Source organism: Lentzea sp. NBRC 102530, from assembly GCF_030269365.1.
GTDB lineage: Bacteria > Actinomycetota > Actinomycetes > Mycobacteriales > Pseudonocardiaceae > Lentzea.
In genome coordinates this window covers 39,076-63,534 of record NZ_BSTF01000025.1, presented here as the reverse complement: position 1 = coordinate 63,534, position 24,459 = coordinate 39,076, and the positions used below count along the sequence as shown (strand labels likewise).

Below are 24,459 nucleotides of genomic sequence, written 5' to 3'. Positions count from 1 at the left end.
CCAAGATGGACCTATGGCGCGCCTGAACTACAACGAGCTCAACGACACCATCCGCTACACGATGTGGTCGGTGTTCCGGGTCGAACCCGGCAAGCTGCCGGACGACCGTTCGGCGGCGGCCAGCGAGACCCAGGACTACCTGGACGCGTTGGAGGGCAAGGGCGTCGTCGTGCGCGGCGTCTACGACGTGGCCGGTCTGCGCGCCGACGCGGACTTCATGATCTGGTGGCACGCCGAGGAGATCGAGCAGGTGCAGGCGGCCTACACGGGCTTCCGCCGCACGCCGCTCGGCAAGGTCTCGACGCCGGTCTGGTCGCAGGTCGCCCTGCACCGCCCCGCGGAGTTCAACCGCAGCCACATCCCCGCGTTCCTCGCGGGCGAGGAGGCGCGCAAGTACGTCTGCGTCTACCCGTTCGTGCGGTCCTACGAGTGGTACCTGCTGGAGGAGGGCGAGCGTCGCAAGATGCTGGCGGACCACGGCAAGGAGGCCCGCGACTTCCCGGACGTGCGCGCGAACACCGTCGCGTCGTTCGCGCTGGGCGACTACGAGTGGCTGCTCGCGTTCGAAGCCGACGAACTGCACCGCATCGTCGACCTCATGCGGCACCTGCGCGGCACCGAGGCGCGGCTGCACGTGCGTGAGGAGATCCCCTTCTACACGGGCACCCGCGTCCCGGCGGCCGAGCTCGTCCTCAACCTGCCGTGAGCAGAGGGGCCCGGTCCCGGGCCCCTCCACCGCACTTACTTGGTCGCGACCTTGTAGGCGCGGATGACCGTCAGTTCGACGGTGCTGCCCTTGCTGTCCTTCGCCGTGGCCTTCAACGAGGTCCACTGGGCGTTGCCGGGGTGGTAGATCAACGCGCTGTCGCCCACCACGCCCGCACGGCGCCACGTCTTGCCGTCGTCGTGCGAGTACTCGACGCCGGTGACGCGCACGTTGCCCGCGTCACCCTGCGACTGCGTGAGCAGCCCGACGCGCTGCAACGACCCCGCCGGCACCGCGCCGTCGCCGTCGAGCTTCGGCTCGAACCGGACCACGGGCAGCGACGGGACCGTGCTCTTGCCCTCGACGCCCTGGGACTTGAAGTTCCACGCCGCGGACACCTGCGTGCTGAACTCGAACTGCTTGCCCCGGTCGACGCTCACCTCGGCGCGGAAGTCGCCCCGCGCCAGCGGAACGCCGGTGAACGTGCCGCTGCCGTCGGTCTCGCCGAGCAGCACCCCGTTGCGGTACAACGCGACCCGCGCGCTGTCCACAGTGGAGTCACCTGCGCCGTGGTTGCCGTCGCTGAACAGCGGCGCGCCGACGTAGAACGTCGAGCCGTACTGCTGGAGGTAGCCGTACTGCGACTCGGGCAGACCCGGCGAGAACACCGGTCGGACCTCGCGCTCCTGGTAGGACCTGCCCGCCCGGTAGTCGCGCAACGGGGAGGAGTGGCGCTCCTGGGAACCGTTGGCGTGCCGCGACATCACCATGGACTCCCAGCGCAGGTCCTGGGTCGACAGATACTCGACCGCGGTCGCGCCGTGCGCCACCGGGTAGAGCGCGGCGCCACCGCTGATCCCCTGCGGCGTCAACGGCATCTCGCCCTTGGACACCTGGCTGTCCGGCCTGGTCCCGCCGATCGTGGTCCTGACCTCGGCCAGGTCCTTCTTGGCCGGCGCCTTGGTCAGCCCGCCCGGCAGGCCGCCCGGGATCCCGTAGGAGAGCCGGTAGAACGTGTGCGGGTCGGCCGTGGTGTTGGCCTGCAACGACGCGATCGACGAGAACTCCTCCGGCGGGAGCTGCCCGCCGCCCTGGGCGACCCGCAGACCCCCGAAGCCACCGAACATGAAGAACGTCGCCTGCAGGCCGCCGGTCTCGCCGAGCGTGCGCCGGTAGCTGACGACGCCGAGGGTGAAGTCACCGGTCGGTTCCGGGGCCGTCACCGACACCGGCTTCGCGAGCCGGGCGTCCTGCTGGACCGTCGTGTGCCCGGTCAGCTCCACCGTCGGCTGGACGAGCAGGTCCGACTCCTCCGGACCGCTGGAGAGCGAGGTGTCGAGGATGTAGGTGCCCTTGGGCAGCCGCACCTTCAGGTCGCCCGCGCCAGCCACCGGCGTGAACACCGTGTTGTCCAGGCCCACGACGAAGGTGAACGAGCTGGCCGGGTCCTTGCCGTCGCGGGTCGTCAGGTCGATCTTGAGGTCGTAGCTCTCCACCTCGCGGTCGACGCCGGCGAGCGTGCGGACGGTGTGCGGGCCGGACGTCGCCACGACCTCGGCCGAGTACGCCGCGTCCTTCGTGCCGACGCGGGTGTCGCCGGTGATGTTCACGGACGCGGTTCCCCCGGCGGGCACCGTGACCTTGGTGGCGGCGAGCGCGAACATGCCCGCGGGTGCGGTCGTCTTCAGCGCCAGGTCGAGCGTGAGCGGCGCGTCCGTCGGGTTCGCGTAGGTGATCGGCTTGGTCACCGGCACGTCGTCGGCGTGCGGCCACTCGTGCAGGCCGAGGTTGACCGTGGTGTCGGCGGTCAGCACCTGGCCGATCGCCTTGGCCACGTCGACGCGTCCGGCGCCCTGGTCGAACGCGCTGACGCCCTCGGTGGGCTTGGCCGTGGTCGCGAGCACCGACTTGACCTGCGCGGGCGTCCACTCCGGGTGCTGCTGGCGCAGCAGGGCCGCGGCGCCCGCGACGTGCGGGGTCGCCATCGACGTGCCGCTGAACGCGACGTGCTCGCCGCTGGTGCCCGCCTTGGCGGCGACGATGTCGACGCCGGGTGCGGTCACCTCGGGCTTGAGGCCGCTGTCTCCGGTGCGAGGGCCTTTGCTGGAGAAGTTGGCGATCTTGTCGTCGCGGTCGACGGCGCCGACCGACAGCGCGGCCTCGGCCGTGCTGGGCGAGCTCACCGAACCCGGCGAACCCGAGTTGCCCGCCGCGATGACGAACAACGTGCCGTACTGGGCCGTCAGGTCGTTGACGGCCTGCTCGAGCGGGTCGACGTCCGGCGTGTCACCGCCGCCGAGGCTCATGTTGACGACCTGGGCGCCCTGCTCCGCCGCCCAGCGCATGCCGTCGAGGATCCAGGACTCCTGGCAGCCGAACTCGACGCACACCTTCGCGTCGAGGATCTGCGCGCCCGGCGCGACGCCGCCGTACTTCGCGTCCCTGCTCGCGACCGTGGCCCCGACGTGCGTGCCGTGTCCGACGTTGTCGGTGTTGTCGGGGTCGGTCGTGAAGTTCTTCTCCGCGATCTGCTGACCGGCGAGGTCGGGGTGCTTCTCGTCGACACCGGTGTCGACGATCGCGACCTTGACCCCCTTGCCGGTGATGCCCTTCTGATGGGCGGCCGGCGCGCCGATCTGGGCGACCGACCGGTCGAGGCTCGGCTTGCGGATGCCGTCGAGCCAGACCTTGTCACCGCTGTCGGTCTCGGCCTTGAGCGCCGCCCAGTCGTTCGCCGAGCGCGCTCCCACCCTGGCCCGGCCGTCGACGATCAGCGGCATGCGGTCGCGGTAACCGAAGTCCAGCAACGTGGTGACGTCGAAGAGCCTGCGGTCGAGGCGGCCCGCCGCCAGCGGCCCGAAGGCGTCCTGAGGCACCACCACCACGTGGCCGTCCGCGGTACGCGCGGTCTTGAAGGCCATCTTCTCGCGACCCGCACCTGGCCGGATCGCGAGCACCTGGTCGTCCCCGCCCAGGACGACCCTGTCGCCGGTGACGAGGGTGACCTCGTCGAGGGCCTGCCCCGGACGTGGGGCGTGATCGAGCACCGGTGGTGCGGCGCCGGCCACCCCGGCCGGCAACGCCGTCAGGGCCAGCGCCACTACGGCGCCGAGCGCTGTGAATTTTCCGCGCATTCGAATCCCCTCATGCTTCGAATAACTGCGCGCTGTGGTTCGCGCAGGCCGGGAAGGCCATTCGCGGCAAAGCGACAGCAATGCGTCCACAAAGGTCCCCCGACCCTTTCGAACGTAACGACGGTCGTTGTGGGCACACAGGCCCGAACGGGGGATTCTGGCCCCCGTGTTGTTCGCCCGTCAGTTCGACTGCCAGAACTTCCAGCGTGCCTTGCGATTGACTGACAGTTCGCCGCGTTCGCGGCACCAATCCGCAAAAGATGCGGCATCCTCGCGCGCGCGTGAGCCCGCACGACGTGGGTGTTCGACGGCATAGGCGTCGAAGAGCCGCCGGAACCGGTCGCCCAGCTCGTCGGCGACGGCCGGGCCGAGCATGCGGACGATGCCGCGGCGTTTCGACAGCAGTGCGCGGCGTTCGACGTTCAGGCGTTGTTCGTCGAATCCCGCGGGTGCGGGGCCGTTCGCGAGCAATGCATTTAGCAGCTCGGCCTGTTGATTCGCAAGCCTTTCGCGTGCTGACGAAAGGCTATTCTCGTTCCCGTTTTCAGGCACGATGTTTGTCCACCACCGCGCGGATCGCGGCCAGTTCGCTCGCGATTTCGGTGTCGGACGGGTAGTTGTCGTCGCGTTCCAGGAGAACACCCGGCGGTGCGACGCGCGAGCACAGTTCGTCGAGCACTTCGAGAACTTCCGGAAGAACCGCGTGCGCGTGCGTGTCGTGGTAGATGTCGCCGTGCTGCTCGCCGCCGGCCACGTGCACGTAGGCGAGGCGTTCGAGCGGGATCTCGTCCAGGAAGCGTTCCGGGTCGGTGCCGATGTTGCGGGCGTTCGCGTAGAGGTTCGCGACGTCCACGAGCAGCCAGCAGTCCGTGCGCTCGACGAGTTCGGCGAGGAACTGGCCCTCGGACAGCTCGCCGTCCGGCCACTCCAGCAGCGCGGCGACGTTCTCCAGCGCGAGCGGCACCGGCAGGTTCGCCTGCGCGAGCTTGACGTTCGCGACGAGCACGTCCAGCGAGTCCCTGGTGCGCGGCACCGGCATCAGGTGGCCGGAGTCGAGGCCGCCCGCCCGCACGAAGCAGACGTGGTCGCTGACCATCGGCGCGCCGACGGCCTCCGCGACCGCGCCCAGGTGCTCGACCCGGTGCAGGTCCACGGGGTCGGCGCCGCCCAGCGACAGCGACACGGCGTGGGGGAGCACCGGGACGCCGCGTTCCAGCAGCAGCGTCACCGACTCCGGCAGGTGCCCGACGTGGAGGTTCTCGGCGACGACCTCGACGAAGTCCACGCCGGGCAGCCGTTCCACCGTCAGGTCGATCTCCGACCGCCAGCCGATGCCGACGCCCAGGTCCTTGATGCCCGCCATCAGTCGCCCCCTCCGCCACCACCGCAGCTGCTGCCACCGGAAGAGCAACTGCTGCCACTCGAACTGCCGCAGCTGCTGCTGCTCGACGAACAGCTGCTGCTGCCACACCCGCTGCCGCAACTGCCGCACGCCGCCGCCGAGCCCGACGCCCCGCCGCCACGGGCCATCCTCCGCGCCTTCTTCTTGCGCGGGATCATCTTCACCACGGCCTGGGACAGCCCGAAGAGATCACCGACCGCCTGGTTGCCGACCCGGCCGCGGAAGCCTTCCAGCGCCACCGCGAGGACCCGGTCGCTCGCGGTCACCCCGGCGAGCGCCGCCCTGCCCGCTCTCGTCAGGGGCTTCGCGCCGAACGAGTACCAGGCGGTCCCGAGGAACCCGGCCGTGCCGATGAGCAGCCACGGCTCCGTGATCGCGGCGAGGGCCAGGAAGAGGCCGATCACCAGGAAGACCCACCACGCCCCGAGCCGTGGCCGGGGAGAGCGCGTCAACCGGCGCGAGCGCAGATCCCGTTGCAGCGCGTCCATCTTCACGCTGTTCGCGGCGCGCTGCACCACCTGACCGATTCGCACCGACTTGCTGCGCACCTGGTTGTGGATGTGCGTCTCGACGTCGGTCGTGGCGCCGTGGCCGTTCTGGTGCACCGCGGACACCAGGCCGTCGCGCGACACCCGCACGACTCCGCCGTCGATCAGCCTGGCCAGCGCGGTCTCCGCCGCCCGGCCCGGCCCCGCCGTGAGGAATCCGATCTCCTCCGCGGACACGTCCGTGCGTCGTGCCGCCGTGGGAACCGCCATCAGCTTCCTCCTCCGCCACCACAACCACCGCCGCCGCCACCGCAGCTCGATCCGCCACCGCAGCTGGAACCGCCAGAACAGCTGGAACCGCCCGAACAGCTGGAGCCGCCGCACCCGGAGGCGCTGCCGCACGCACTGTAGGCGGCGTACCCGGCACCGTCCGAAGAGGAGCCCCGGGACCTGCGCCTCCTGACCGGCTCCCGCGTCACCACGAGCTGCTCCGGCAGGCCGAACAGCGCCCGGACGCTCTGGGTGGCGATCCGGCCGTCGAACCCGTGCAACGCCACCGCGTGCACCCGGTCGTGCGCGGTCACCTGCTGCAGCGCCGCCTTGCCTGCGGTGGTGACGGGACTGCGGCCGTACTGCCAGAAGAAGAACCCCAGCGCGATCGGCACGCCGTAGAAGCACCCCGGCGCGGAGAACCCGAGCACGAACAGCAGGATCGCGATCGCCAGCGAGAACCACCAGCCCTCGTGCCGGTGCCGCCCCCGCCGCATCAGCCCGCGGCCCAGCAGGTGCTGGTGCAGCTGGACCATCTCGGTGCTGGTCGCCGTCGACGGCAGGATCTGCTCGAACGGGACCGGCGTCCGCGCAGAGCTCAGCATCCGCGCCTCGACGGACGTGGTGGCGCCGTGGCCGTTCTGGTGAACCGAGGAGACGAGGCCCTCGCGCGACACCCGCACCAGGTCGTTGTCGATCAGCCGGGCCAGCACGGTTTCCGCCGCCCGCCGCGGTCCCGCCTTCAGGTAGCCGGCCTCCTCGGCCGACAACCACGTCCCCTGCGTGGTGGGTGTTCCCATCAGTTTCCCCCTAACTGCTGGAACTGCTGCAGCTGCTGCTACTGCTGCTGCAACTCGAACTGCTGCAGCTGCTACTGCTGCTCGAGCAGCTGCTACTGGAACTGTTGCAACTGCTCGAACTGTTGCAGCTGTTGCTCGAACAACTCGAAGTGCCGCCGCAGCTGTGGTGGTTCCAGTCGTACGAACTGCAGCTGCTCGCTACGTACGAAGTGGACGTACCGGTGTTCGTCCGCTGTTTGCCCCGCCGCAACCCGAACAACGCCACGGAGTCCGCACTGCTGCGCGGGTTGCGCAACGCGTACAGCCACACCGACTTGCCGTTGCGCGTGAGCCTCCCCTTCTTGCGCAACAGGATCGCGGCGAACACCAGCAGCGCCGTCACCAGGAACAGCCGCGGGTCGATCGCGAACGCCACGAACACAGACACGAACGCCAGCAGGAACAGGATCACGCGCAACGCCGACTTGCCGCCGCGAGGCCGTCCCCACTGCTGGTGCACCATCCCCCGCGAGACGAGGCTCTGGTGCAGCGCGGCCATCTCGTGGCTCGCCATCGCCACCTGCACGACCTGCTGGATCGGGCGGGCGGTGCCGTGCAGTCCGGCGAGGACGTACGCCTCCAACGCGCTCGTGGCGCCGTAGGTGTTCTGGTGGACGGCGGTCACGAGGCCCTCGCGGGAGATGCGCACGAGACCGCCGTCCAGCAACCGGGCGAGAACGGCCTCCGCCGCCCTTCCCGGTCCCCCTGCCAGGAACCCGATCTCCTCCGCGGACCACGTCGTCCGGTGCGGTGTCGAGGACGTTGACATCAGCACTCCCCTCACTGGTGCCGGTGCATCTTCGACGTGAGATCTACCCCTGGGTTCCCGGTGTTACCTGAAAAGGACCGAACGATCAGCTGCCGCCGCCGCAGCCACCACCGCAGCCGCCGCCACCGCCACAACTGCTTCCGCTTGAACACGAGGAAGAACTGCTCGAACACCCGCTGTAGCCGGTGGTCGACGTGTACGAGCCGGAACCCGACGAGGCGAGCAGCGAACTGCGCACCGCCAGATCCGGATAGGTGGCGAGACCGCCGAACAGCACCATGCCCGCCGCCCCCGCGTACAGGCCTTCGTCGCCGCCGGTCGTGCGCACGCTCGTGCCCCGCGCCGACGCCAGCGCGTCGGTGCCCCTGCTGGTGCGCACGTGCTTGCCGCGCCTCGTCAGCACCAGGATCAGCAGACCCGTGAGGACGACCTGCAGCGTCAGCCAGCCGATGCTCGCGCCGATGACGATGCCGTTCACCCAGCGGGCCAGCCCGACCGCGAGCAGCAGCCAGAGACCGACGGTTCCCTTGCGCAGCGCGCTTTTCGCCACGTCCGGGTCGACGACCAGACCCATCTCGCGCAGCCGCTCGCCGATCGACGTGACCACGCGGTCCTGGGCGACCGCGGGGATCATGAGGTTGACCGTGCGGTTGGTGTAGCGCTGCGCGTCGGTGATGACGGCGCGGTCCACGGCGTTGACGGACTTCGTGTCGGCCGTGGCCTGAACGGTGCCACGCCGTGAAGTCCTGAGCTCACCCGCGGTGAGCAGACGCGCCACGGACGTCTCGACCACGCGCCTCGGACCGCCCGCGAGGAACGCGAGCTCGTCCATGTCGAGGGAGCGCACGGGCTGGGTGCTCCGACCCGCCCGCACGCGTACCCGAACGACGATCGCGACCAGCACCGCCAGCGCCAGCCCGATCCAGTACAGCCGGAGGAACTCCGGTCCTGACAACCCCCAAGCCATCTGCCCCACCCCCTGACCTGCCCCGAATGTGCTTCGGTGCACTCATGGTGTGGTCCGGGCCACAGCCCGGCAAGGCTTGTTGACGAAGCCTTAGGGTTGCCCGTCTTCCGTCATGCTCCGGGGTGGAACGTCGTCACGGCGACGTTCCACGGTCACGCCACTAGCTCGACGAGCCGCCATCGACTCCGCCGGAGCCTTCACCGTCAGTACCGAAGAAGATCATTTCTGCCTCCCAGGTCTGTCCGGCCCGCGGGTGGGCCGGAGCGGGCTCAGTCTCCTATTCGGACGGAACGAGTTTCAAGGAGACGGAGTTGATGCAGTAGCGCTGATCCGTCGGGGTGGGATACCCCTCGCCCTCGAAAACATGCCCGAGGTGGCTGTGACACGTGGCGCAGAGCACCTCCACGCGCTTCATGCCGAGAGTCCGGTCCTCCCGCAGGATCACCGACTCCCCGGCCAGCGGCGAGAAGAACGAGGGCCACCCGCAGTGCGAGTCGAACTTGGTGTCACTGCGGAAGAGTTCGGCCCCACAAGCACGACACTCGTAGACGCCCTCGGTCTTGGTCTCGGTGTACTCGCCGGTCCACGGACGCTCGGTGCCCGCCTGCCGCAGCACCGCGAACTCGGCGGGGTTCAGTACGGCGCGCCATTCCTCTTCGGAACGCACGACTTTGGGGGTGGCGCCGACAACAGGTTCCATGTCCCTTTATAACGCGGCCACACCCATGAGGCTTCCCGAGCTCCTGGCGAGCTGCCCCGCCGTAAGGCCCCGTTAAGGACTCGTTCTCGTTCGGGGTCAGAAGATGATGGCGAGGATGTCGCCGAGGGCGAACCAGATCGTGAGGAGCACCCCGAGCAGGATCAGCCCCACCACGAGCACGGCGACGAGACGCTGGTGCCCGGTCGTGCGGTTGGCGGAGTCCGCGAAGTCCTGCACGCCGTCCAGATACCCCTCGACCGTGTACCCGGGCCGCTGCCGCCGCATCTTGTCGAGATGGTCGGCGAACGCCTTCGTCTCGGGGTCGTGGGGGTCGAGGCCGATGAGCTCCTCCTGGAGTCTCTCGTTCTCGTCCTTCGAATCGCCCATAACCACCAGCCTAGTGGCAGAGGGTGAACATTCCGGTGTGACAGCCGTTGACGGTCAACGCACGCGAAAACCGGCGTGATCCGGCTGTCTGCGTCTGGCATCCTCGCCGCATGCGCTCGGTGTTCGTGTTCCCGCGGCTGGACCGGGCCGGCGTCGCCGCCGTGCTCGACGCGCTCTCACCGCGCCAGAACACACCGTGGTTCGTCGACGACGCGCTGTACGTCGACCTGGACTCCGAAGCCGAGGGCTGCCTCTACCAGGACTGGGAGCCCGAGGCCGTCGAGCAGCTGACCGCGGCGTTCGGTGGCCGGCCCTCCTGGGCGGTGCAGATCGACGTGTCCGGCCGGGTCGACGGCACCGAGCAGGTGCGCCGCCTCGTCCTGGCCCTGCTCGACGCGGGTGGGGTCGCCACGGACGACTACAGCGACCACGCGTGGACGGCGGACGAGATCCGGTCCGGCGCGCGGTGCGAAGGCCTGACCTTCTTCGACTTCCGCGGGTACCACCGGTCACTGGATCGGCTCAGCTGACCGCCGCGTCAACTGGCGATGGCCAGCGACGGCCGAACCGCCCCCACAGCACGTCCGTGCCCCAGCACGGGAACGGTGGCCAGCCCCTCCACCGAAGACACGTCCACCCCGAGCCGTCGCAACACGGCCACCACGACCACGGCCCGAGCCCGGGACGACCCGTCGGCGATCTTCAGCGCCACCCCCTCCCCGGAGGGCAGCCCGACCGCGTACACCCCTTCGGCCCCGTCCTTGGCGATGACGCCAGGCAGTGCCGACATGAGCTCGGTGACGTCCCGGCCGGTCCCGCCCACCCACTCCGGGTGGGCGTTCATGGCCGCGGCGACCCGGTGCTCCAGCGTCCCCGGCGCGGCAGCCGCGAGCCGTCCGAACGCCCGCGCCAGCCCGGTGAGGGAGATGGCGAAGATCGGCGCCCCGCACCCGTCCACCCCGACCTGGGCGACGGGCTCGCCGGCCACGTCCTCGATGGTCGCCCGCGTGGCGACCTGCAACGGGTGCGAAGGGTCGAGGTAGTCATCGGTCGACCACCCGTTCACCACGCAGGTGGCCAGCATCGCCGCGTGCTTCCCGGAGCAGTTCATGTACTTCGGAGCGGCCGACCGCCCCGAGGCGAGGTGCTGAGCGCGGGCTTCCTCGCCCAGCGGCAGGTCGGGCGTGCACTGCAGCGCGTCCTCGCTCAACCCGGCCGAGGCCAGGATCTGCAGAGCCCCGCGAACGTGGAAGTCCTCGCCGGAGTGCGAAGCGCAGGCGAGGGCCAGCAGCGACCCGTCCAACTCGAGGCCGGAACGCAGCATCGCGAGTGCCTGCAACGGCTTGTTGGACGACCGGGGGAACGCCACGTCGCCGGGCCGGCCGACCGACACCACGGGCCAGCCGGACGCGTCGGTGGCCACGACGGTGCCGTGGTGCACGGACTCCAGGAAGTCGCCCCGCCAGACCTCCGCCACGACTTCGTGTCCCATGCCGCCCCTCCCGAGTCCGAAATCTGCCAACTGTCGACAGTTGACACGTTCGCTAGTTTAGCGGGAGGACGGCCGGTGCCGTCCAGATCAGGAGACGAAGGTGACACCCCCGACCCCTCTGCACCTCAGTCTGGCCGGGCAGGCCGTGGACGTGCTGCGAGAGCAGGTGCTGACCGGGGAGATCCCTCCTGGCTCCCGGGTCAACGAGGTCGAGGTCGCGCAGCAGCTCGGCATCAGCCGCGGGCCGTTGCGCGAGGCGATCCGGCACCTCGCGTCCGAAGGGCTGTTGACGCTGGTGCCGCACCGGGGTGCGTTCGTGCCGGACGCGACGCCCGAGGACGTGAAGGCGTTGTTCGAGTTGCGGACGGCCCTGGAGTGCGCGGCGGCCGAGCACGCGGCGTCGCGGCGGACCGATGTCGACCTCGTGCGGCTGCAGGACGTGTGCGCGGAGAGCAGGCGCAACTACCGGGCGGGGCAGCCGTTCCCGTACCGGCTGGACCTCGCGTTCCACCAGACGTTGCTGGACGCGGCGCGCAGCCCGTACATCGCCGAGCAGGTTCGGCTCGTGCAGCAGCGGGTGGTGCTGTTGCGCAGTTCGCTGGAGGACGATCCGCCGCACCAGCACGCGTCGATGGACGACCACGACGAACTCGTGCGGGCGATCGCGGACGGGGACGCGGCCAAGGCGGGGGCCGTGATGCGCCGGCACCTCTCCCGCGTGTGCGCGCAGATGCTCACCAGTTTGACCCACTAACTTCTGTCGCATGATGTTCGGCGCCCGGCTCGTGCAGCACCGCAGGAACGCCGGGCTCAGCCAGGAGGAGCTCAGCGATCGGTCCGGCGTGAGCGTGCGCGCGATCAGCGACATGGAACGCGGGCGGGCGCGGTCGCCGCAGCGCCGCACCACCGAGGCGTTGCTGGACGCGTTGGGGCTCGACGAGGGCGACCGGGCCGAGTTGCGCCGGCTCGCCCGGACGGGACGGGTCACGCAGGCCAGTCCGGTCTGGTCGGTGCCGATGTACGTCGCGGACCTCATCGGGCGTGACGCCGAACTCGACGCCATCGCGAAGACGCCGCATGGGCTCGTGGTCGTCCATGGGGTTGCCGGCACCGGTAAGACGAGCCTCGCCGTGAGGGCTGCGCATCTGTTGGAGGGGCGCTTTCCGGACGGTCAGTTGTTCATCGACGTCGAGGGGTCCGCACGGCCGTTGCAGCGGTTGCTCAAGGACCTCGGAGTACCGGCGGAACACGTGCCGGAGGACGCACACGGCCAGATGCGCCTCTACCGGTCGTTGGTGGCTGGCAAACGCTTGCTGCTCGTGCTGGACGGTGCGAGCACAGAGGAGGAGGTCCGCGCGCTTCAAGCGGACTCGGGCTGCCTCACGATCGTGACGTCCCGGCGGCGCCTGGCCGGACTGGCCGGGGCGACCCGGGTGCGGCTCGGCGGCCTCACCGAATCGTGCGCGACCGAGCTGCTCGCGTCCATCGTCGGCGCGGAGCGGGTGGCGGCCGACCCCGGTGCCGCGCTGGACCTCGTGCGGCTGTGCGGGATGTCGCCGCTCGCGCTGCGGATCGCGGGCAACCGCCTCGCCAGCCGCCCGGGCTGGCCGCTGCGCCACCTCTTGGAACAGATCCGAGAACGCAGGCTGGCCGCGCTCACCGCGGGTGACCTGGACGTGCGCGGCGCGTTCGAGGTGTCGCTCGCCCACCTGCCCGAGACCGCGCGGCTGGTGTTCCGGCGCCTCGGCCTGCTCGTCGGTGCGCACGTCACCCCCGGCCTCGCCGCCGAACTGGCCGCGATCCCGGCGGCCGAGGCCGAACGGGCGCTGGAGGAGCTCGCCGACGTCAGCCTGCTCGACCCCGACGACCGCGGGTACGCGATGCACGGCCTGGTGCGGACGTTCGCCCACGGCCTGATCGACACCACCGACGACGACGCCGACCGCAGGATGCTCGCCTGGCTGCTGCGGCGGACGACCGCGGCGGGAGTCCTCTTCGGACAGACGGGCGACGCACGCCGCGTCACCGCCGGGGACCAGCCCTTCCCCGACGTGGCGACGGGCCGGCGCTGGCTGGACGACCACCGCGACCTGCTGCCCGAGATCGTCGAACGGGCCCAGGCCCGCGGCCTGCACGACGACGTGACCGGCGCGGTGATCGCCCTCTCGCACTACTCCGCCATCGAACCGGGCCTGGTCTGGGAACGCGTCTACCGCCTCGCCCTCGCGTCCGCCCGCGAGCCGTGGCAGGAGGTCGTCGTGCTGGGCCAGCTCGGCTGGGCGCTGTTCGACGTCGCCCACGCCCCCGGCCCGGCACTGGAGGTGCTCACCCGCGCGGCCCGGATCGCCGAGACCTCGGGCGAGACGGGGCACCTCGGCTGGATCTGGCTGATCGCGTCCGCCGCGCACAGCGGCCTCGGCCACTTCGACGACGCCGAACGCGTGTGCCTCAAGGCCGTCGACTCGATGCGCGAACCGAAGGACGAGCACTACGCGCGTTCGGTGCTCGGGGTGTTGTGGCGCCTGATGAACCGCCCGATCGCGGCCGTGACCGCGCACGAGCAGGTCGCCGAGCACCAACGTGCTTACGCCGGCTCCATCTACGAACTCTCCGCACTGGGCCGCACGCTCGGATGGCTCGGCCTCGCGCTGATAGACGTCGACAGGCCGGACGACGCCGTCGCGGCGCTGACGGAGGCCGAGGACGTCTACCGGCGCGCCCGGATGGCGTCGTGGCTCGCCCGCACCCGCTGGCACCGCGGCCTCGCCCACCGCGCGGCGGACCGGCTCGACGCGTCCGACGAGGACCTCGGCCACGCGCTCGCGGAGTTCCGGGTGATCGGCGACGGCCTCGCCGAGATCGAGATCCTGCGCGAACTCGCCGCCAACGCCGAGGCACGCCACGACCGCACCGCGCGCCAACGGCACCTGCGCGACGCGCTCGCCGCCTGCGAACGGTGGGACACCGACGTCACCCGGGACATCGCCGCCGACGTGCGGGAGCGGCTCGCCGGGGCGTGAGGGAACGCGGTCAGCGCAAAACGGTGCTCAGGAACGCGTCGGCGTCGAACCGCTCCGTGCCCGGCGGCACCAGCCGGTAGGCCGCGTCGAGGAACTTCCGCAGCGTCACCGACGGCAGCCGGAACACCGTGACGTGCCGGTCGGAGACGAGTTCGAGCCGCAGCACCCGGCTCGACACCGGCCACAGCCGCACGTCCCCGTCGCCGGCTCTCATGCTCATGCCCTCCGTGACCAGGTCCCTGCCCATGACCCAGGTGGCGACCGTGCCGCCCGCGTGGAACCGCATGGTGACCGCGAACGGGTCTTCTGCCTGGTAGATCAGTTCGGTCTCGACCGGGGCGGTGGAACCGTCGGGCCGGACGAAGTCGAAGACGGTGCGTGACGCGACCCGCATCGGGACTCCCTGAAGTGTTCGCCGGTGTACTCAAGGAATCACGTAATGAGCGCCGAAATGGTTCATGGATCCGAGCTGTCGATTACCAATTGATTGGTCGAATGGTTTTCGCGTTCTCGTGTCTCGGTTCGTGCCGCCGCGCTGTGCGTTTGGGCAGACCTGCGGAACTTCTGCCGGTGCTTCTGCGTGGTCCTGCCGGTCCGCGCGCGATTTGCTGGGAGACATGGTTGCCCCACTTCGCCCCGGCCTCGTCGGGACCGCCGTGCGCAGGGCCGGTGACCTGCTCGTGGGCCGCGAGCGGGAGATCACCGCCCTGACGGACGCGATCGGCGCTGGCGCTCGCTCGTGCGTTGTGCATGGTGCAACTGGTATGGGGAAGAGCGCATTGCTTTCCGTTGCATCTTCTATCGCGGTGCGCAGCGGGTTGCGGCCGGTGCGCGGTGTGCGGGCGTTGAGCGGGGCCGACAGGCACACCGTGCTCGTGGTGGACGACGCCGAGCGGCTCAGCGCGGAGGAGACCGACCGGCTCGCGCGTTTCCGGGGCGCGGTCGTGCTCGCGGGGGACTGCGATCCCGACGAACTGGCGGTCGTGGGCGCCGTGCGGGTGCCGTTGCGGCCGATCGGCGCGCAGGACGTGGCGGAGATGATCCGGCGGCGGTTCGACGCCGAGGTCTCGCCGGAGCTCGCGGCCGCGTGCCTGGAGTACAGCGGGGGCGCGCCCGGCGTGCTCAGCGACGTCTTGGAGGCCGTCCAAGACGTGGCGGCGTTGCCGGGGGCGTTGCCGGGACTGCGGCTGCCGCGGCTGTTGCGGGCCGTGCGGCGCAGCTGGGAGGTGCTGGACGCGGACGCCGTGGCCGTCGCACGGGCGCTGGCTGTGCTGGGTACCGCGTCGCTGGACGTGCTGGGTGAGGTCGCGGGGCTCGCGTCGTTGCGTGCGCTCGCCGCGTTCGAACGGCTCGTGGACACCCGTCTGGCCGTGGGAGAGCCGATGCGGGTCCAGTCACCGGCGCTCGGACACGCGATCCGGCACGAGATGACGCCCGAGGCGCGCGACCGGCTGCACCGCGCGGCGTCGGAGGTGCTGCACCGGCGCTGTGACCCACCGGCCGCCGTCGCGGAGCACGTGGTGGCGTGCGCGGAACCCGTGGGCGCGCACTGGGTGGCACCTGTGCTGCACGACGCCGCACGGCTGCACCGGGCCGCCGGACGGGCCGAGCTGGCCGCCCGGTGCCTGCGGGCCGCCCTGCGCGAGCCGCAGAGCGCCGAGATCGCGGCGCGGGTGGCGGTGGGGATGGCGGACCTCCACCTGCGCTGCGGCATCCCGCCGCGGGCCGGCGAGCTGGCCCGGCAGCAGGGCGTCGCGGGGGACTGGGTCGCCGCCGTGGTCCTCGACTGGCAGTGCGACGAGGACGTGCTGGGCGTCGGGGCTCCGCCGGAGGTGCCCGCGGACCCGGAACAGGCGTTGCGGGACCTGCCCGCGGACGGCCCCCGCGTGGTGCCGGCGCTCGCGCTGGCCGGACTCGCGCTGCTGCACCGGGGTTCGGCGCGGGTGCTGCTCGAGTTCCTGCCGCGGCTGCGGGCCCGGCTCGTCGGCGCGGAGCAGGACTGGCTGACGGCGTGGGAGATGTGGGCCCGGCTCGACGAGCACGCCGTGGTGGCGCGGCTGATGCGCGATCTCGCCCAGGCGTCGCCCGCACGGGGCTGCGTGGCGTTGGGGGCGGCCGCGTTCGTGGCGTCCTGTGTGGACGACGGACGGCCGGGCGAGGCGCGGGAGATGTTGGTGCGCCTCGGTTACACGGGAGACCTGCCACCGGCGTGGGCGTGCACGGTGCTGCTGCACCAACGGGCTCGCATGCACCTCGCGCTCGGCGCCGCGCGGTCCGCTTTGGCCGACGCCGAACGGGCGGGCGTGGCGGAGCTGGTGGACCGGGCGCGGGCGGCGCTCGTGGCACCGCGACGGCCGTTGCGTTCGGCGGCGTGGGAGAAGCTGACGCCGCACGAGTCGCGCATCGTCTCGCTGGTGCTCGAAGGCGAGACGAACCGGGTGATCGCGGAACGGTTCGGCGTCACCCAGCGCGCCGTCGAACTGCACCTCACCCGGGTCTACCGCAAGGTCGGGATCAGCAGGCGGGTGCAGCTCTCCTCCGTCTTCGGCCGTTAGAGCAGGCCCGACCGCAACGCCCACGCGACGGCGTGCACCCGGTTGCGCAGCCCGAACCGTTCCAGCAGCTGGTGCAGCGCGTACTTGACGGTGCGTTCCGAGCAGAACAGCCGGGCCGCCACCTCGGCGATCGTCGCGCCGTCGGCGAGGAGCTTGAGCAGCTGGAGGTCGCGGTCGTTCAGCACGGCCGCGCGGTCCTGCACGGCCTGGCCGCCGACGAGGAGTTTGACCAGCCGTTCGGCGTTGACGTCCGCGCGCCGCAACGGGATCGCGAGCCCGGCCTGGGCCGCGATCGACGGGGTGAGGTCGTGCACGCGGGCCGCGATCACCACGATCCTCGCCGACCCCGACGCGCGCAGCCGGGCGGCCTGCTGCGCGCACAGCTCGTTCACCAGGGCCAGCAGCACGTGCGCGTCCGAGCGGTCCTGCACCACCCGCACCCGTGGCGAGGTCTTCAGCAGGTGCGTCACACCGGCCGCGCTGATCAGGTCACGGGACTCCACCGCCACGCGCACCGGTTCGATTCCGGCGTCCACGGCTGCCAGGGCACTACTCATGCCCCGATCGTGCGAGCTTTTCCCGGAGGTCCACTTCGGAAAACCGAACCGATCAGCACCTGGGTCCGGCCGACCGACGTGCGGAACTCCCCGGTGGGCCAGCGTTCGATCCGCAGTTCGTCGCCGGGCGTGACGGGGGCGGTGAAACGGGCGTGCAGCTCGGTGAACTCCAGGAACGCCACGGTGATCCCGAGCGTGCACAGGCCGTGCAGGATGGGTTCGGCGAACCCGGCTCTCCGCGCGAACGCCTCGTCGTGGTGCATCGGGTTGACGTCGCCGGTCCTGCTGTACCGGGTTGCCTGGTCCGGGGTCGTCGGGAAGAAGCTCGTCTCCGGGCGGGTGTCCGGCACGGTGAACCTGCGCGTCTCGCCCCGGTCGCCGCCGAAACCGCCTTCTCCCTTGACGAAGCACGACGACCTGGTGGTGGCGTGCCGAGACGCCCATTCGCTGACGACGAGCGCGCCGGAGCCCTTGTCGTGGATCGCGGTGACGGTCTTCGTGACCTCGGTGGAGCCGTGCCGCGGGAGTTCGCCGTGCAGCCACAACGACTGTTCGGCGTGCAGGACCCGGGTCATGTCGGCGCCGGTCAGGCCGAGCTGCGGGCCGCCGTGCTGCAGCAACGGGATCGCGAACGCGGGAGAGTAGCCGCCGACGGCCTCCGCGTACACCTCGGCGTCGTCCTCCGACCAGGTGCGGACCTGTCGTTCGACGACGCCGAGGATTCCGTGATCGAGCACTTCCCCAAGATAGGACTAGCCGAGCGTGCCGCGCACGTTCGCGTGGCCCTTGAGCAGGTTGCGGGCGATCGTGCGGCGCTGGATCTCGTCGGTGCCCTCGTAGATGCGCAGCAGCCGCAGTTCGCGGTACCAGCGCTCGATCGGCAGCTCACGGGTGTAGCCCATGCCGCCGTGGATCTGCAGCACGCGGTCGACGATCTCGTTGGCCTTGATGCCGCCGTAGAGCTTCGCGATCGACTGCGCCTGCCGCGAGTCCTGCTTCTGGTCGACGAGCCACGCGGCGTGCAGCACGAGCCAGCGCAACGCCTCGATCTCGACCGCGGAGTCGGCGATCATCCACTGGATGGCCTGGTACTCGGCGATGGGCTGGCCGAACGTGACGCGGTTCTTGGCCTGCTCGATGGACATCTCGACCAGCCGCTCGACGCTGCCGAGCGCGCGGGCGGGCAGCAGGTAGCGGCCCTGGCCGATCCACTGCATGGCGAGGTGGAAGCCCTTGCCCTCCTCGCCGAGGATGTTCTCGTGCGGCACGCGGACGTTGTCGAACACCAGCGCCGCCGGGCCCCACTGGCCCATGGTCGGGATGGGCTCGGACTTCCAGCCCATGTCGCGGTCGACGAGGAAGCAGGTGACGCCGCCGTCGGCGCCCTTCTCCTTGTCCGTCACGGCGAACACCATGACGAAGTCGGCCTCGTTGCCCTGCGTGATGAACGTCTTCTCGCCGTTGATGACCCACTCGTCGCCGTCGCGGACCGCGGACGTGCGGATGGCCTTGGCGTCGCTGCCGGCACCCGGTTCGGTGATCGCGAAGCAGGAGACGCGTTCGCCGGAGATCGTCGGCAGCAGGTAGCGCTGCTTCTGCTCCTCGTTGCCGTGGAACAGGATGTTGTCCGCGTAGCCGCCGAAGCGGAACGGGACGAAACTGCGGCCCAGCTCGGCCTCGATGAGGGCGGTCATCATCGCGCCGAGGCCCATGCCGCCGTACTCCTGCGGCGTGAGGACGCCGAAGAACCCGGCCTGCTTGGCCTTGTCCTGCAACGCCTTCAGCTCGTCTCGGCTCAGGCCCGGCTGGCCGGCGCGTTCGCGGCGCAGCACCTCGGGCTCCAGCGGGACGATCTCCTTGCGCACGAAGGTCCGCACCCAGTCGCGGATCTCCTTCTGCTCGGCGTCGAGCGTGAAGTCCATTGCTTTCCTTTCAGGCGAACGCGTTCACGCCCGTGAGCGCGCGACCGATGAGCAGTTTCTGAATCTGGCTGGTGCCCTCGTAGAGGGTGGTGACGCGGGCGTCCCGCAGGTACTTGCCGACCGGGTACTCGTCGATGTAGCCGTAACCGCCGAAGACCTGGATGGCGCTGTTCGCGGCCTTGACGGCGGCCTCGCTGGCGAACAGCTTGGCCATGCTGGCCTCGGTGCCGAAGGGTTCGCCGCGGTCGGCCAGGTCGGCGACGCGCCACGTCAGGAGACGGGCGGCGTCGGTCTCCACGGCCATGTCGGCGAGGAGTTCCTGGACGAGCTGGAAGCCCGCGATGGGCTTGCCGAACTGCTCGCGTTCCTTGGCGTAGTGGAGCGCTGCTTCGAGAGCGCCTCTCGCCGCTCCGACGCACCCCGCCGCGACGGACATGCGGCCCTTGTCGAGGGCGCCCATCGCGAGTCTGAAGCCTTGCTCGCTGAGCAGGGCGTCTTCGCCGACCTCGACGTCCTCGAGGGTGATCTCGGCGGTGGCCTGGCCGCGCATGCCGAGCTTGCCCTTGATCTCGGTGGCCTGGAAGCCCTGCACGTCCGTGGGGACCAGGAACGCGGAGATGCCGCGCGGGCCGGGACCGCCGGTGCGGGCGAACACCAGCGCCACGTCGGCCCACGTGCCGTTGGTGATGAAGACCTTGCGGCCGTTGATGCGGTAGCCGGTGGCCGTTCTGGTGGCCTTGGTGGTGAGGTTGCCCGCGTCGCTGCCGGTGCCGGGTTCGGTGAGGGCGAAGCAGCCGACCTGCGTACCTGCCGTGAGTCCGGGGAGCCAGCGCTGCTTCTGCTCCTCGGTGCCGTGCTTCGCGATCGACATCGCGACCAGCCCCAGCGAGACCGAGATGATGCCCCTGACCGCGCTGTCGCCTCTCGCGATCTCCTCCAGGACCAGGCAGTAGGCGAGGTTGTCACCGCCGCTGCCGCCGTAGCGCTCGTCGACGCCCAGGCCCAGGAAACCGACCTCGCCGAGCTTCTCCGGCAAGTCCCTGTCGATGGCCTCCTCGCGGTCCCAGCGCGTCGCGTGCGGCACGATGCGGTCGTCGGTGAACCGCCGGGCCAGCTCCCTGAGCTGCCGGTGTTCGTCCGAAAGCGTTAGATCCACAGGCCCTCCCGACTAACCGAACAGTGTTAGGTTAACTCACATGCCCCGGCCGAGCACCCCTTTGCTGAGCCCCGATCGGATCAGGTCGGTGGCTCTGGCCATCATCGACCGCGACGGTCTCGACGGCCTGTCGATGCGCAAGCTCGCCGCCGAGCTGGGCGTGCAGGCGGCGTCCCTGTACGGCCACGTCCGCACCAAGGACCAGCTGCTGAACGACATCGCCTCGTCGGTGCTCTCGACCGTCGACGTGTCCGGTTTCGCCGTCGACTGGCGGGAAGGCCTGCTGCGGTGCGCGCGCTCGTACCGTGCGGCGCTCTCCTCACACCCGAACATCGTGCCCTTCCTCGCCTACGGCCCGGCCGGCCGGGCCGAGTCGTTGCAACGCTTGGACCTGCTCCACGGCGCGCTGGTCGACGCCGGCTGGTCCCGCCGCGAGGCCACGATGATCGCCGCGGGCCTGATGTACATCGTGTTCGGCTCGGCCCTGAGCTCGTTCTCCAGCGGCTTCTCCTCGGACCCCGCCGACTACTCGGACCGCTACCCGCACCTCGACCGCGCCCACCTCCTGCCGGGCGTCGCCCGCGAACTCGACCGCGACAGCTTCGAACTGGCGCTCGCGGCGTTCGTGCGGGGCCTTTAGTGTGCTGGCGTGGCTTCCAAGGCGATCGAGCTAGAGGTCGGTGACCAGCTGGTGCGGGTGTCCAACCCGGACAAGCCGTACTTCCCCGCGCGCGGCATCACCAAGGGCCAGGTGGTCGAGTACTACCGCACCGTGGCGCCTCACCTGCTGGCCGTGCTGCGCGACCGCCCGGTGGTGCTCAAGCGCTACGTCGACGGCGTCGAGGGCGAGGCGTTCTACCAGAAGCGCGTCCCCAAGGGCGCCCCTTCCTACGTCGAGACGGTGCAGGTGAAGTTCCCGTCGGGCCGCCCGGCCGACGAGATCTGCCCGACCTCCGAGGCCGTCATCGTGTGGGCGGCCAACCTGGGCACCTTCGACTTCCACCCGTGGCCGGTCCGCCGTCCCGACGTCGACCACCCGGACGAGCTCCGCATCGACCTGGACCCGCAACCGGGCACCGACTTCTCCGACGCCGCCCGTGTCGCTCTCGTCCTGCGCGAGGTGCTTGCGGATGCCGGCCTGACCGGTTACCCGAAGACCTCCGGTGGCCGAGGCATCCACGTGGCCGTCCGGATCCGCCCGGACTGGGACTTCATCGACGTCCGCCACGCCGTGATCGCCCTGGCCCGCGAGGTCGAGAACCGCGCACCTTCCCTCGCCACTTCGGCCTGGTGGAAGGAAGAACGCGGGGAACGCGTCTTCATCGACTTCAACCAGGCGGCCCGCGACCGCACCATCGCCTCGGCCTGGTCGGTCCGCGGCACCCCGCGCGCCACCGTCTCCACGCCGGTCACCTGGGACGAACTGTCCTCTGTGGACCCCGACGACTTCGACGTCCTGACCGTGCCGAAGATGCTGGAGGAACGCGGCACCCTGCACTCGGGGCTGGACTCGGAGGCGTTCGGCCTGGAGACCCTGCTGGAGTGGTACGCGGCGGACCCGCGCGGCGAGATGCCGTACCCGCCCGACTACCCGAAGATGCCGGGCGAGCCGCTGCGCGTGCAGCCCTCCCGGGCCCGCAAGCAGGAGTAACAGCCGACCGTTCGGGGCCGATCCTGTCTGCGTGACAGCGATCGCGACCGTCGTGGCGGACCTGGCCGAGACCGCTCTGTCCTGGGCTTCCCACACACCGATGTCCTCGGTGCTCCGCCGTCGGATCGAGGGTTACCTGCGCGGGCGCGACTGCGCGTCCCTGCTCGAACTGCTCTGCCAGCTCGAACACACCGAGGAAGGCAAGTTCCACCAGACCGCCGAGCGCGCGGAGCTGGCCGAGGCCTTCCGCCGCGAGTTCCAACGAGCCGTGCGCCGCGAGACCCCGCAGTCCGCCGACTTCGCTGCCTCCCTGTGGGACGTGATTTCCCGGAACGCGCCGTTCCGCACGGTCGACGCCCGCGACCGCATCCGCATCAAGGTGACGGGCCCGGACCGCCCGATCACCGAACGCCTGGGCCTCGCGGTCGACCTGGGGCGGCGTGCCGAGTCACGGGCGGCGGGCGAGGTGATCCGGGCGGCCATGGCGGCCAAGTACGACCGCATGGTCATGCCGCACTCGAAGGCGGACTTCCGGTTCCGCATCGACCAGATCTACGTCCCGCGCACGCTGCTGCTCGGGGACGACCCGGCCGCGGAGGACGAGGTGCGCGACCGCCGGTTCGCGGTGGTGGGCAACCCCGGCGCGGGCAAGAGCACGTTCATCCGCCGGCTCCTGCGCCTGGCGGAGCCCGTGCCGTTGCTGGTGCAGCTCAAGCAACACCAGAAGCTGGCGGACGACTTCGTCACGATCATCGCCAGGGAACTGGGGCCGGTGACACAGCGCGTCGAGTCGCGACAACACATCGCCGACCTGTTGGACGCGGGTGAGGCGTTGGTGGTCTTCGACGGCCTGGACGAGGTCGGTGACATCGAGGCGCGGCGCTCGGCGGTGACGGCGATCGAGGCGTTCGCGGCACGGTTCCCGCTGGCGCGGATCGTGGTGACCTGTCGGCAGGAGAGCTATCCGGTCGCACCGCTCGACGCCACGAGGTTTCCGGCCTACCGATTGCCGGACTTCAACCCGGTGCAGGTCGTCCATTACGTCCGGACCTGGTTCGCGCTGGTGCACGCGGAGAGCCGGATCCAGGGATTCCTCTACGACAGCGAGCACTTGCGCGATCTGCGGTCCAACCCGTTGATGCTGTCGCTGCTGTGCATGCTGTACCAGAGCGAGGGGTACATCCCGGAGAACACCGCTGACGTCTACCGCGAATGCTCTGAGCTGATGCTGGTGCGGTGGGACGCCATCAGCCAGGTGCCTTCGGTGATCCGCTCGGTGAAGCTGGCGAAGTTCCTGGTGCAGGAACTGGCCCAGCACTTCTTCTTCGACCTGGACGGGCGCGGCGACGAGGGCGAGAAGACGTTGGAACGCCTCGTGGTCGCTCACCTGCGGGAGCGCGAGGAGGAAGGCGCGCAGTCTTATCACCAGCAGGCACAGGAGTTCCTGGACTACTGCGCCGAACGGGCTTGGGTGCTGACACAGGTCGACACGTCGATGGACGGGGAGCGGCGATTCGGATTCACGCACCGGACGTTCATGGAGTACTACACGGCTTGTTACGTGCTTCGGACCTGTTCGACCCCGGAGAAGATCGTCGACCGGCTGCTGCCGATGATCTTGACCTTCCAGAGCCAGGTCGTGCCCCAGATCGCTTTGCAGCTCTACGACATGCATCAGGTGGACGGTGCTGACACATGTGTCCGGTTGTTCTTGGAGCACGGGCACGAGATGCTCACGGTCACCACTTTCCTGACCACCTTCACGGCGCACAACAACCTGCTCCGGAGCACGACGGAGGCTTTGCTGGAGGCCGCGTTCGCGGTGCTGGGCCGGACCGGCGACGCGGGTCTCCACCGTGCGCTGCGGGAGGTTCTCCTGGTGAAGGAAGAGCGGGTCGAGCGGGTGGCACGTGCTGTGCTGGCCCGCACCGCGGCCGAACCGGGAACCGATCTCCGCTGGGGTGCCGGGAAGATGGTCGCGGATCCGTTCGTCGCGTACGAGGTGGCGTTGGGAGACGTGCGGCATGGAAACGTGACGCTCTCGGCGTTCGCCAAACAATACGGGACCAAGTCGCTGATGTACACCCGGCTGCCGCCGCTTCCGGGCTACCTGCCAGGACCAGCGGTCAAGGCGTGGGCTGACGGGGCGACGAAGTTCTTGGTGTTCAGCTACCTGCTGGAGAGGTGGGAGGACGTGCTGCCGATTCCTGCCTCCGTGGTGCCCGAGATCGTGCGGCTCAGAGGTGTCCCGACCGACTGGTTCGAGCCCGAGATCGTCGCGTTCGGGGCCATGATCGAGGCGATTCCGGCCGATCCCAGTCCTGAGTTGGCCTCGCGCCTCGCCGAACGGTGTGGCGACTCCGAAGAGGTTCAGCCCGTTCGGGAACTGCTGGAGAGGTGGGGACGGGGAGAGGTGGCGTTCGTCGACCCCGATCGGTGAGGAT

The 24,459-nt window shown here is 70.2% G+C and carries 22 protein-coding genes and 1 pseudogene; 8 read left to right on the top strand and 15 right to left on the bottom strand.

The window, feature by feature from the left end; genetic code table 11:
- The first annotated feature begins 13 nt into the window (after window positions 1-13).
- A complete protein-coding gene (gene hemQ / locus QSK25_RS41205) occupies window positions 14-706 on the top strand; it encodes a hydrogen peroxide-dependent heme synthase (protein WP_285646721.1) in 693 nt (230 codons plus the stop codon).
- Between the two features lie 35 nt (window positions 707-741).
- Here the strand turns inward: hemQ and QSK25_RS41200 are convergent, their stop codons facing one another.
- From QSK25_RS41200 to QSK25_RS41160, 9 genes and pseudogenes are all read right to left on the bottom strand, one after another.
- The gene (locus QSK25_RS41200) at window positions 742-3,840 is read right to left on the bottom strand and encodes a S8 family peptidase (RefSeq protein ID WP_285646720.1); all 3,099 of its coding nucleotides are present in this window, start codon (window positions 3,838-3,840) and stop codon (window positions 742-744) included.
- Window positions 3,841-4,020: 180 nt separating this feature from the next.
- Complete coding sequence (locus QSK25_RS41195; protein WP_285646719.1) at window positions 4,021-4,392, bottom strand: SCO6045 C-terminal-like domain-containing protein; 372 nt, start codon at window positions 4,390-4,392, stop codon at window positions 4,021-4,023.
- Complete coding sequence (locus tag QSK25_RS41190; protein ID WP_285646780.1) at window positions 4,385-5,203, bottom strand: MbnB/TglH/ChrH family RiPP precursor modification enzyme; 819 nt, start codon at window positions 5,201-5,203, stop codon at window positions 4,385-4,387. Before QSK25_RS41190 ends, QSK25_RS41195 begins: the two co-directional genes overlap by 8 nt.
- The gene (locus tag QSK25_RS41185; protein ID WP_285646718.1) at window positions 5,203-6,000 is read right to left on the bottom strand and encodes a TIGR04222 domain-containing membrane protein; all 798 of its coding nucleotides are present in this window, start codon (window positions 5,998-6,000) and stop codon (window positions 5,203-5,205) included. The genes QSK25_RS41190 and QSK25_RS41185 overlap by 1 nt, the downstream gene beginning before the upstream one ends.
- A pseudogene (locus tag QSK25_RS41180) lies at window positions 6,000-6,812 on the bottom strand (TIGR04222 domain-containing membrane protein); the annotation flags it as partial. The gene QSK25_RS41185 and the pseudogene QSK25_RS41180, both read right to left, overlap by 1 nt.
- Complete coding sequence (locus QSK25_RS41175) at window positions 6,811-7,608, bottom strand: TIGR04222 domain-containing membrane protein (protein ID WP_285646716.1); 798 nt, start codon at window positions 7,606-7,608, stop codon at window positions 6,811-6,813. The gene QSK25_RS41175 and the pseudogene QSK25_RS41180, both read right to left, overlap by 2 nt.
- A gap of 85 nt (window positions 7,609-7,693) precedes the next feature.
- Window positions 7,694-8,575, bottom strand: coding sequence for a TIGR04222 domain-containing membrane protein (locus tag QSK25_RS41170; protein WP_285646714.1), 882 nt, complete (start codon window positions 8,573-8,575; stop codon window positions 7,694-7,696).
- A gap of 277 nt (window positions 8,576-8,852) precedes the next feature.
- Window positions 8,853-9,275 carry a peptide-methionine (R)-S-oxide reductase MsrB gene (gene msrB, locus QSK25_RS41165; protein ID WP_285646713.1) on the bottom strand — a complete coding sequence of 141 codons (423 nt, stop codon included), beginning with the start codon at window positions 9,273-9,275 and terminating at the stop codon, window positions 8,853-8,855.
- Between the two features lie 96 nt (window positions 9,276-9,371).
- Entirely contained in the window at window positions 9,372-9,662 is a 291-nt protein-coding gene (locus tag QSK25_RS41160; protein WP_285646711.1) for a hypothetical protein, read from the bottom strand.
- A 110-nt stretch (window positions 9,663-9,772) separates the two neighbouring features.
- On the opposite strand from QSK25_RS41160, the gene QSK25_RS41155 reads away from it, so the two are divergent.
- Entirely contained in the window at window positions 9,773-10,192 is a 420-nt protein-coding gene (locus tag QSK25_RS41155; RefSeq protein WP_285646709.1) for a hypothetical protein, read from the top strand.
- Between the two features lie 8 nt (window positions 10,193-10,200).
- On the opposite strand, the gene QSK25_RS41150 is transcribed toward QSK25_RS41155, so the two are convergent.
- Window positions 10,201-11,154 (bottom strand): asparaginase, encoded by a 954-nt coding sequence (locus QSK25_RS41150; protein WP_285646707.1) that lies wholly within the window; start codon window positions 11,152-11,154, stop codon window positions 10,201-10,203.
- A 100-nt stretch (window positions 11,155-11,254) separates the two neighbouring features.
- Between QSK25_RS41150 and QSK25_RS41145 the strand changes: the two genes are divergently transcribed.
- Together QSK25_RS41145 and QSK25_RS41140 are read left to right on the top strand one after the other, a co-directional pair.
- Window positions 11,255-11,908, top strand: a complete 654-nt coding sequence (locus QSK25_RS41145) for a GntR family transcriptional regulator (protein ID WP_285646706.1) — start codon at window positions 11,255-11,257, stop codon at window positions 11,906-11,908.
- Window positions 11,909-11,918: 10 nt separating this feature from the next.
- The gene (locus QSK25_RS41140; RefSeq protein ID WP_285646705.1) at window positions 11,919-14,174 is read left to right on the top strand and encodes an XRE family transcriptional regulator; all 2,256 of its coding nucleotides are present in this window, start codon (window positions 11,919-11,921) and stop codon (window positions 14,172-14,174) included.
- A 10-nt stretch (window positions 14,175-14,184) separates the two neighbouring features.
- On the opposite strand, the gene QSK25_RS41135 is transcribed toward QSK25_RS41140, so the two are convergent.
- On the bottom strand, window positions 14,185-14,568 hold the full coding sequence (locus QSK25_RS41135) for an SsgA family sporulation/cell division regulator (protein WP_285646703.1): 384 nt from the start codon (window positions 14,566-14,568) through the stop codon (window positions 14,185-14,187).
- A gap of 370 nt (window positions 14,569-14,938) precedes the next feature.
- Between QSK25_RS41135 and QSK25_RS41130 the strand changes: the two genes are divergently transcribed.
- Window positions 14,939-16,729, top strand: a complete 1,791-nt coding sequence (locus QSK25_RS41130; protein ID WP_285646702.1) for a helix-turn-helix domain-containing protein — start codon at window positions 14,939-14,941, stop codon at window positions 16,727-16,729.
- Here the strand turns inward: QSK25_RS41130 and QSK25_RS41125 are convergent.
- From QSK25_RS41125 to QSK25_RS41110, 4 genes are read right to left on the bottom strand one after another with little or no spacing between them, the layout of a single operon-like run.
- Window positions 16,726-17,286, bottom strand: coding sequence for a helix-turn-helix transcriptional regulator (locus QSK25_RS41125; protein ID WP_285646701.1), 561 nt, complete (start codon window positions 17,284-17,286; stop codon window positions 16,726-16,728). The genes QSK25_RS41130 and QSK25_RS41125 overlap by 4 nt on opposite strands.
- Complete coding sequence (locus QSK25_RS41120; protein ID WP_285646699.1) at window positions 17,283-18,023, bottom strand: MaoC/PaaZ C-terminal domain-containing protein; 741 nt, start codon at window positions 18,021-18,023, stop codon at window positions 17,283-17,285. The genes QSK25_RS41125 and QSK25_RS41120 overlap by 4 nt, the downstream gene beginning before the upstream one ends.
- Window positions 18,024-18,038: 15 nt before the next feature.
- Window positions 18,039-19,208: an acyl-CoA dehydrogenase family protein gene (locus tag QSK25_RS41115; RefSeq protein WP_285646697.1), complete on the bottom strand. Its 1,170-nt coding sequence runs from the start codon at window positions 19,206-19,208 to the stop codon at window positions 18,039-18,041.
- A 10-nt stretch (window positions 19,209-19,218) separates the two neighbouring features.
- The gene (locus QSK25_RS41110) at window positions 19,219-20,364 is read right to left on the bottom strand and encodes an acyl-CoA dehydrogenase family protein (RefSeq protein WP_285646695.1); all 1,146 of its coding nucleotides are present in this window, start codon (window positions 20,362-20,364) and stop codon (window positions 19,219-19,221) included.
- 88 nt (window positions 20,365-20,452) lie between these two features.
- On the opposite strand from QSK25_RS41110, the gene QSK25_RS41105 reads away from it, so the two are divergent.
- From QSK25_RS41105 to QSK25_RS41095, 3 genes are read left to right on the top strand one after another with little or no spacing between them, the layout of a single operon-like run.
- A complete protein-coding gene (locus QSK25_RS41105; protein WP_285646693.1) occupies window positions 20,453-21,004 on the top strand; it encodes a TetR family transcriptional regulator in 552 nt (183 codons plus the stop codon).
- A gap of 9 nt (window positions 21,005-21,013) precedes the next feature.
- Window positions 21,014-22,015, top strand: coding sequence for a non-homologous end-joining DNA ligase (ligD, locus tag QSK25_RS41100; RefSeq protein WP_285646692.1), 1,002 nt, complete (start codon window positions 21,014-21,016; stop codon window positions 22,013-22,015).
- Window positions 22,016-22,046: 31 nt separating this feature from the next.
- A complete protein-coding gene (locus QSK25_RS41095) occupies window positions 22,047-24,455 on the top strand; it encodes an NACHT domain-containing protein (protein ID WP_285646691.1) in 2,409 nt (802 codons plus the stop codon).
- The last annotated feature ends 4 nt before the right edge of the window (window positions 24,456-24,459 follow it).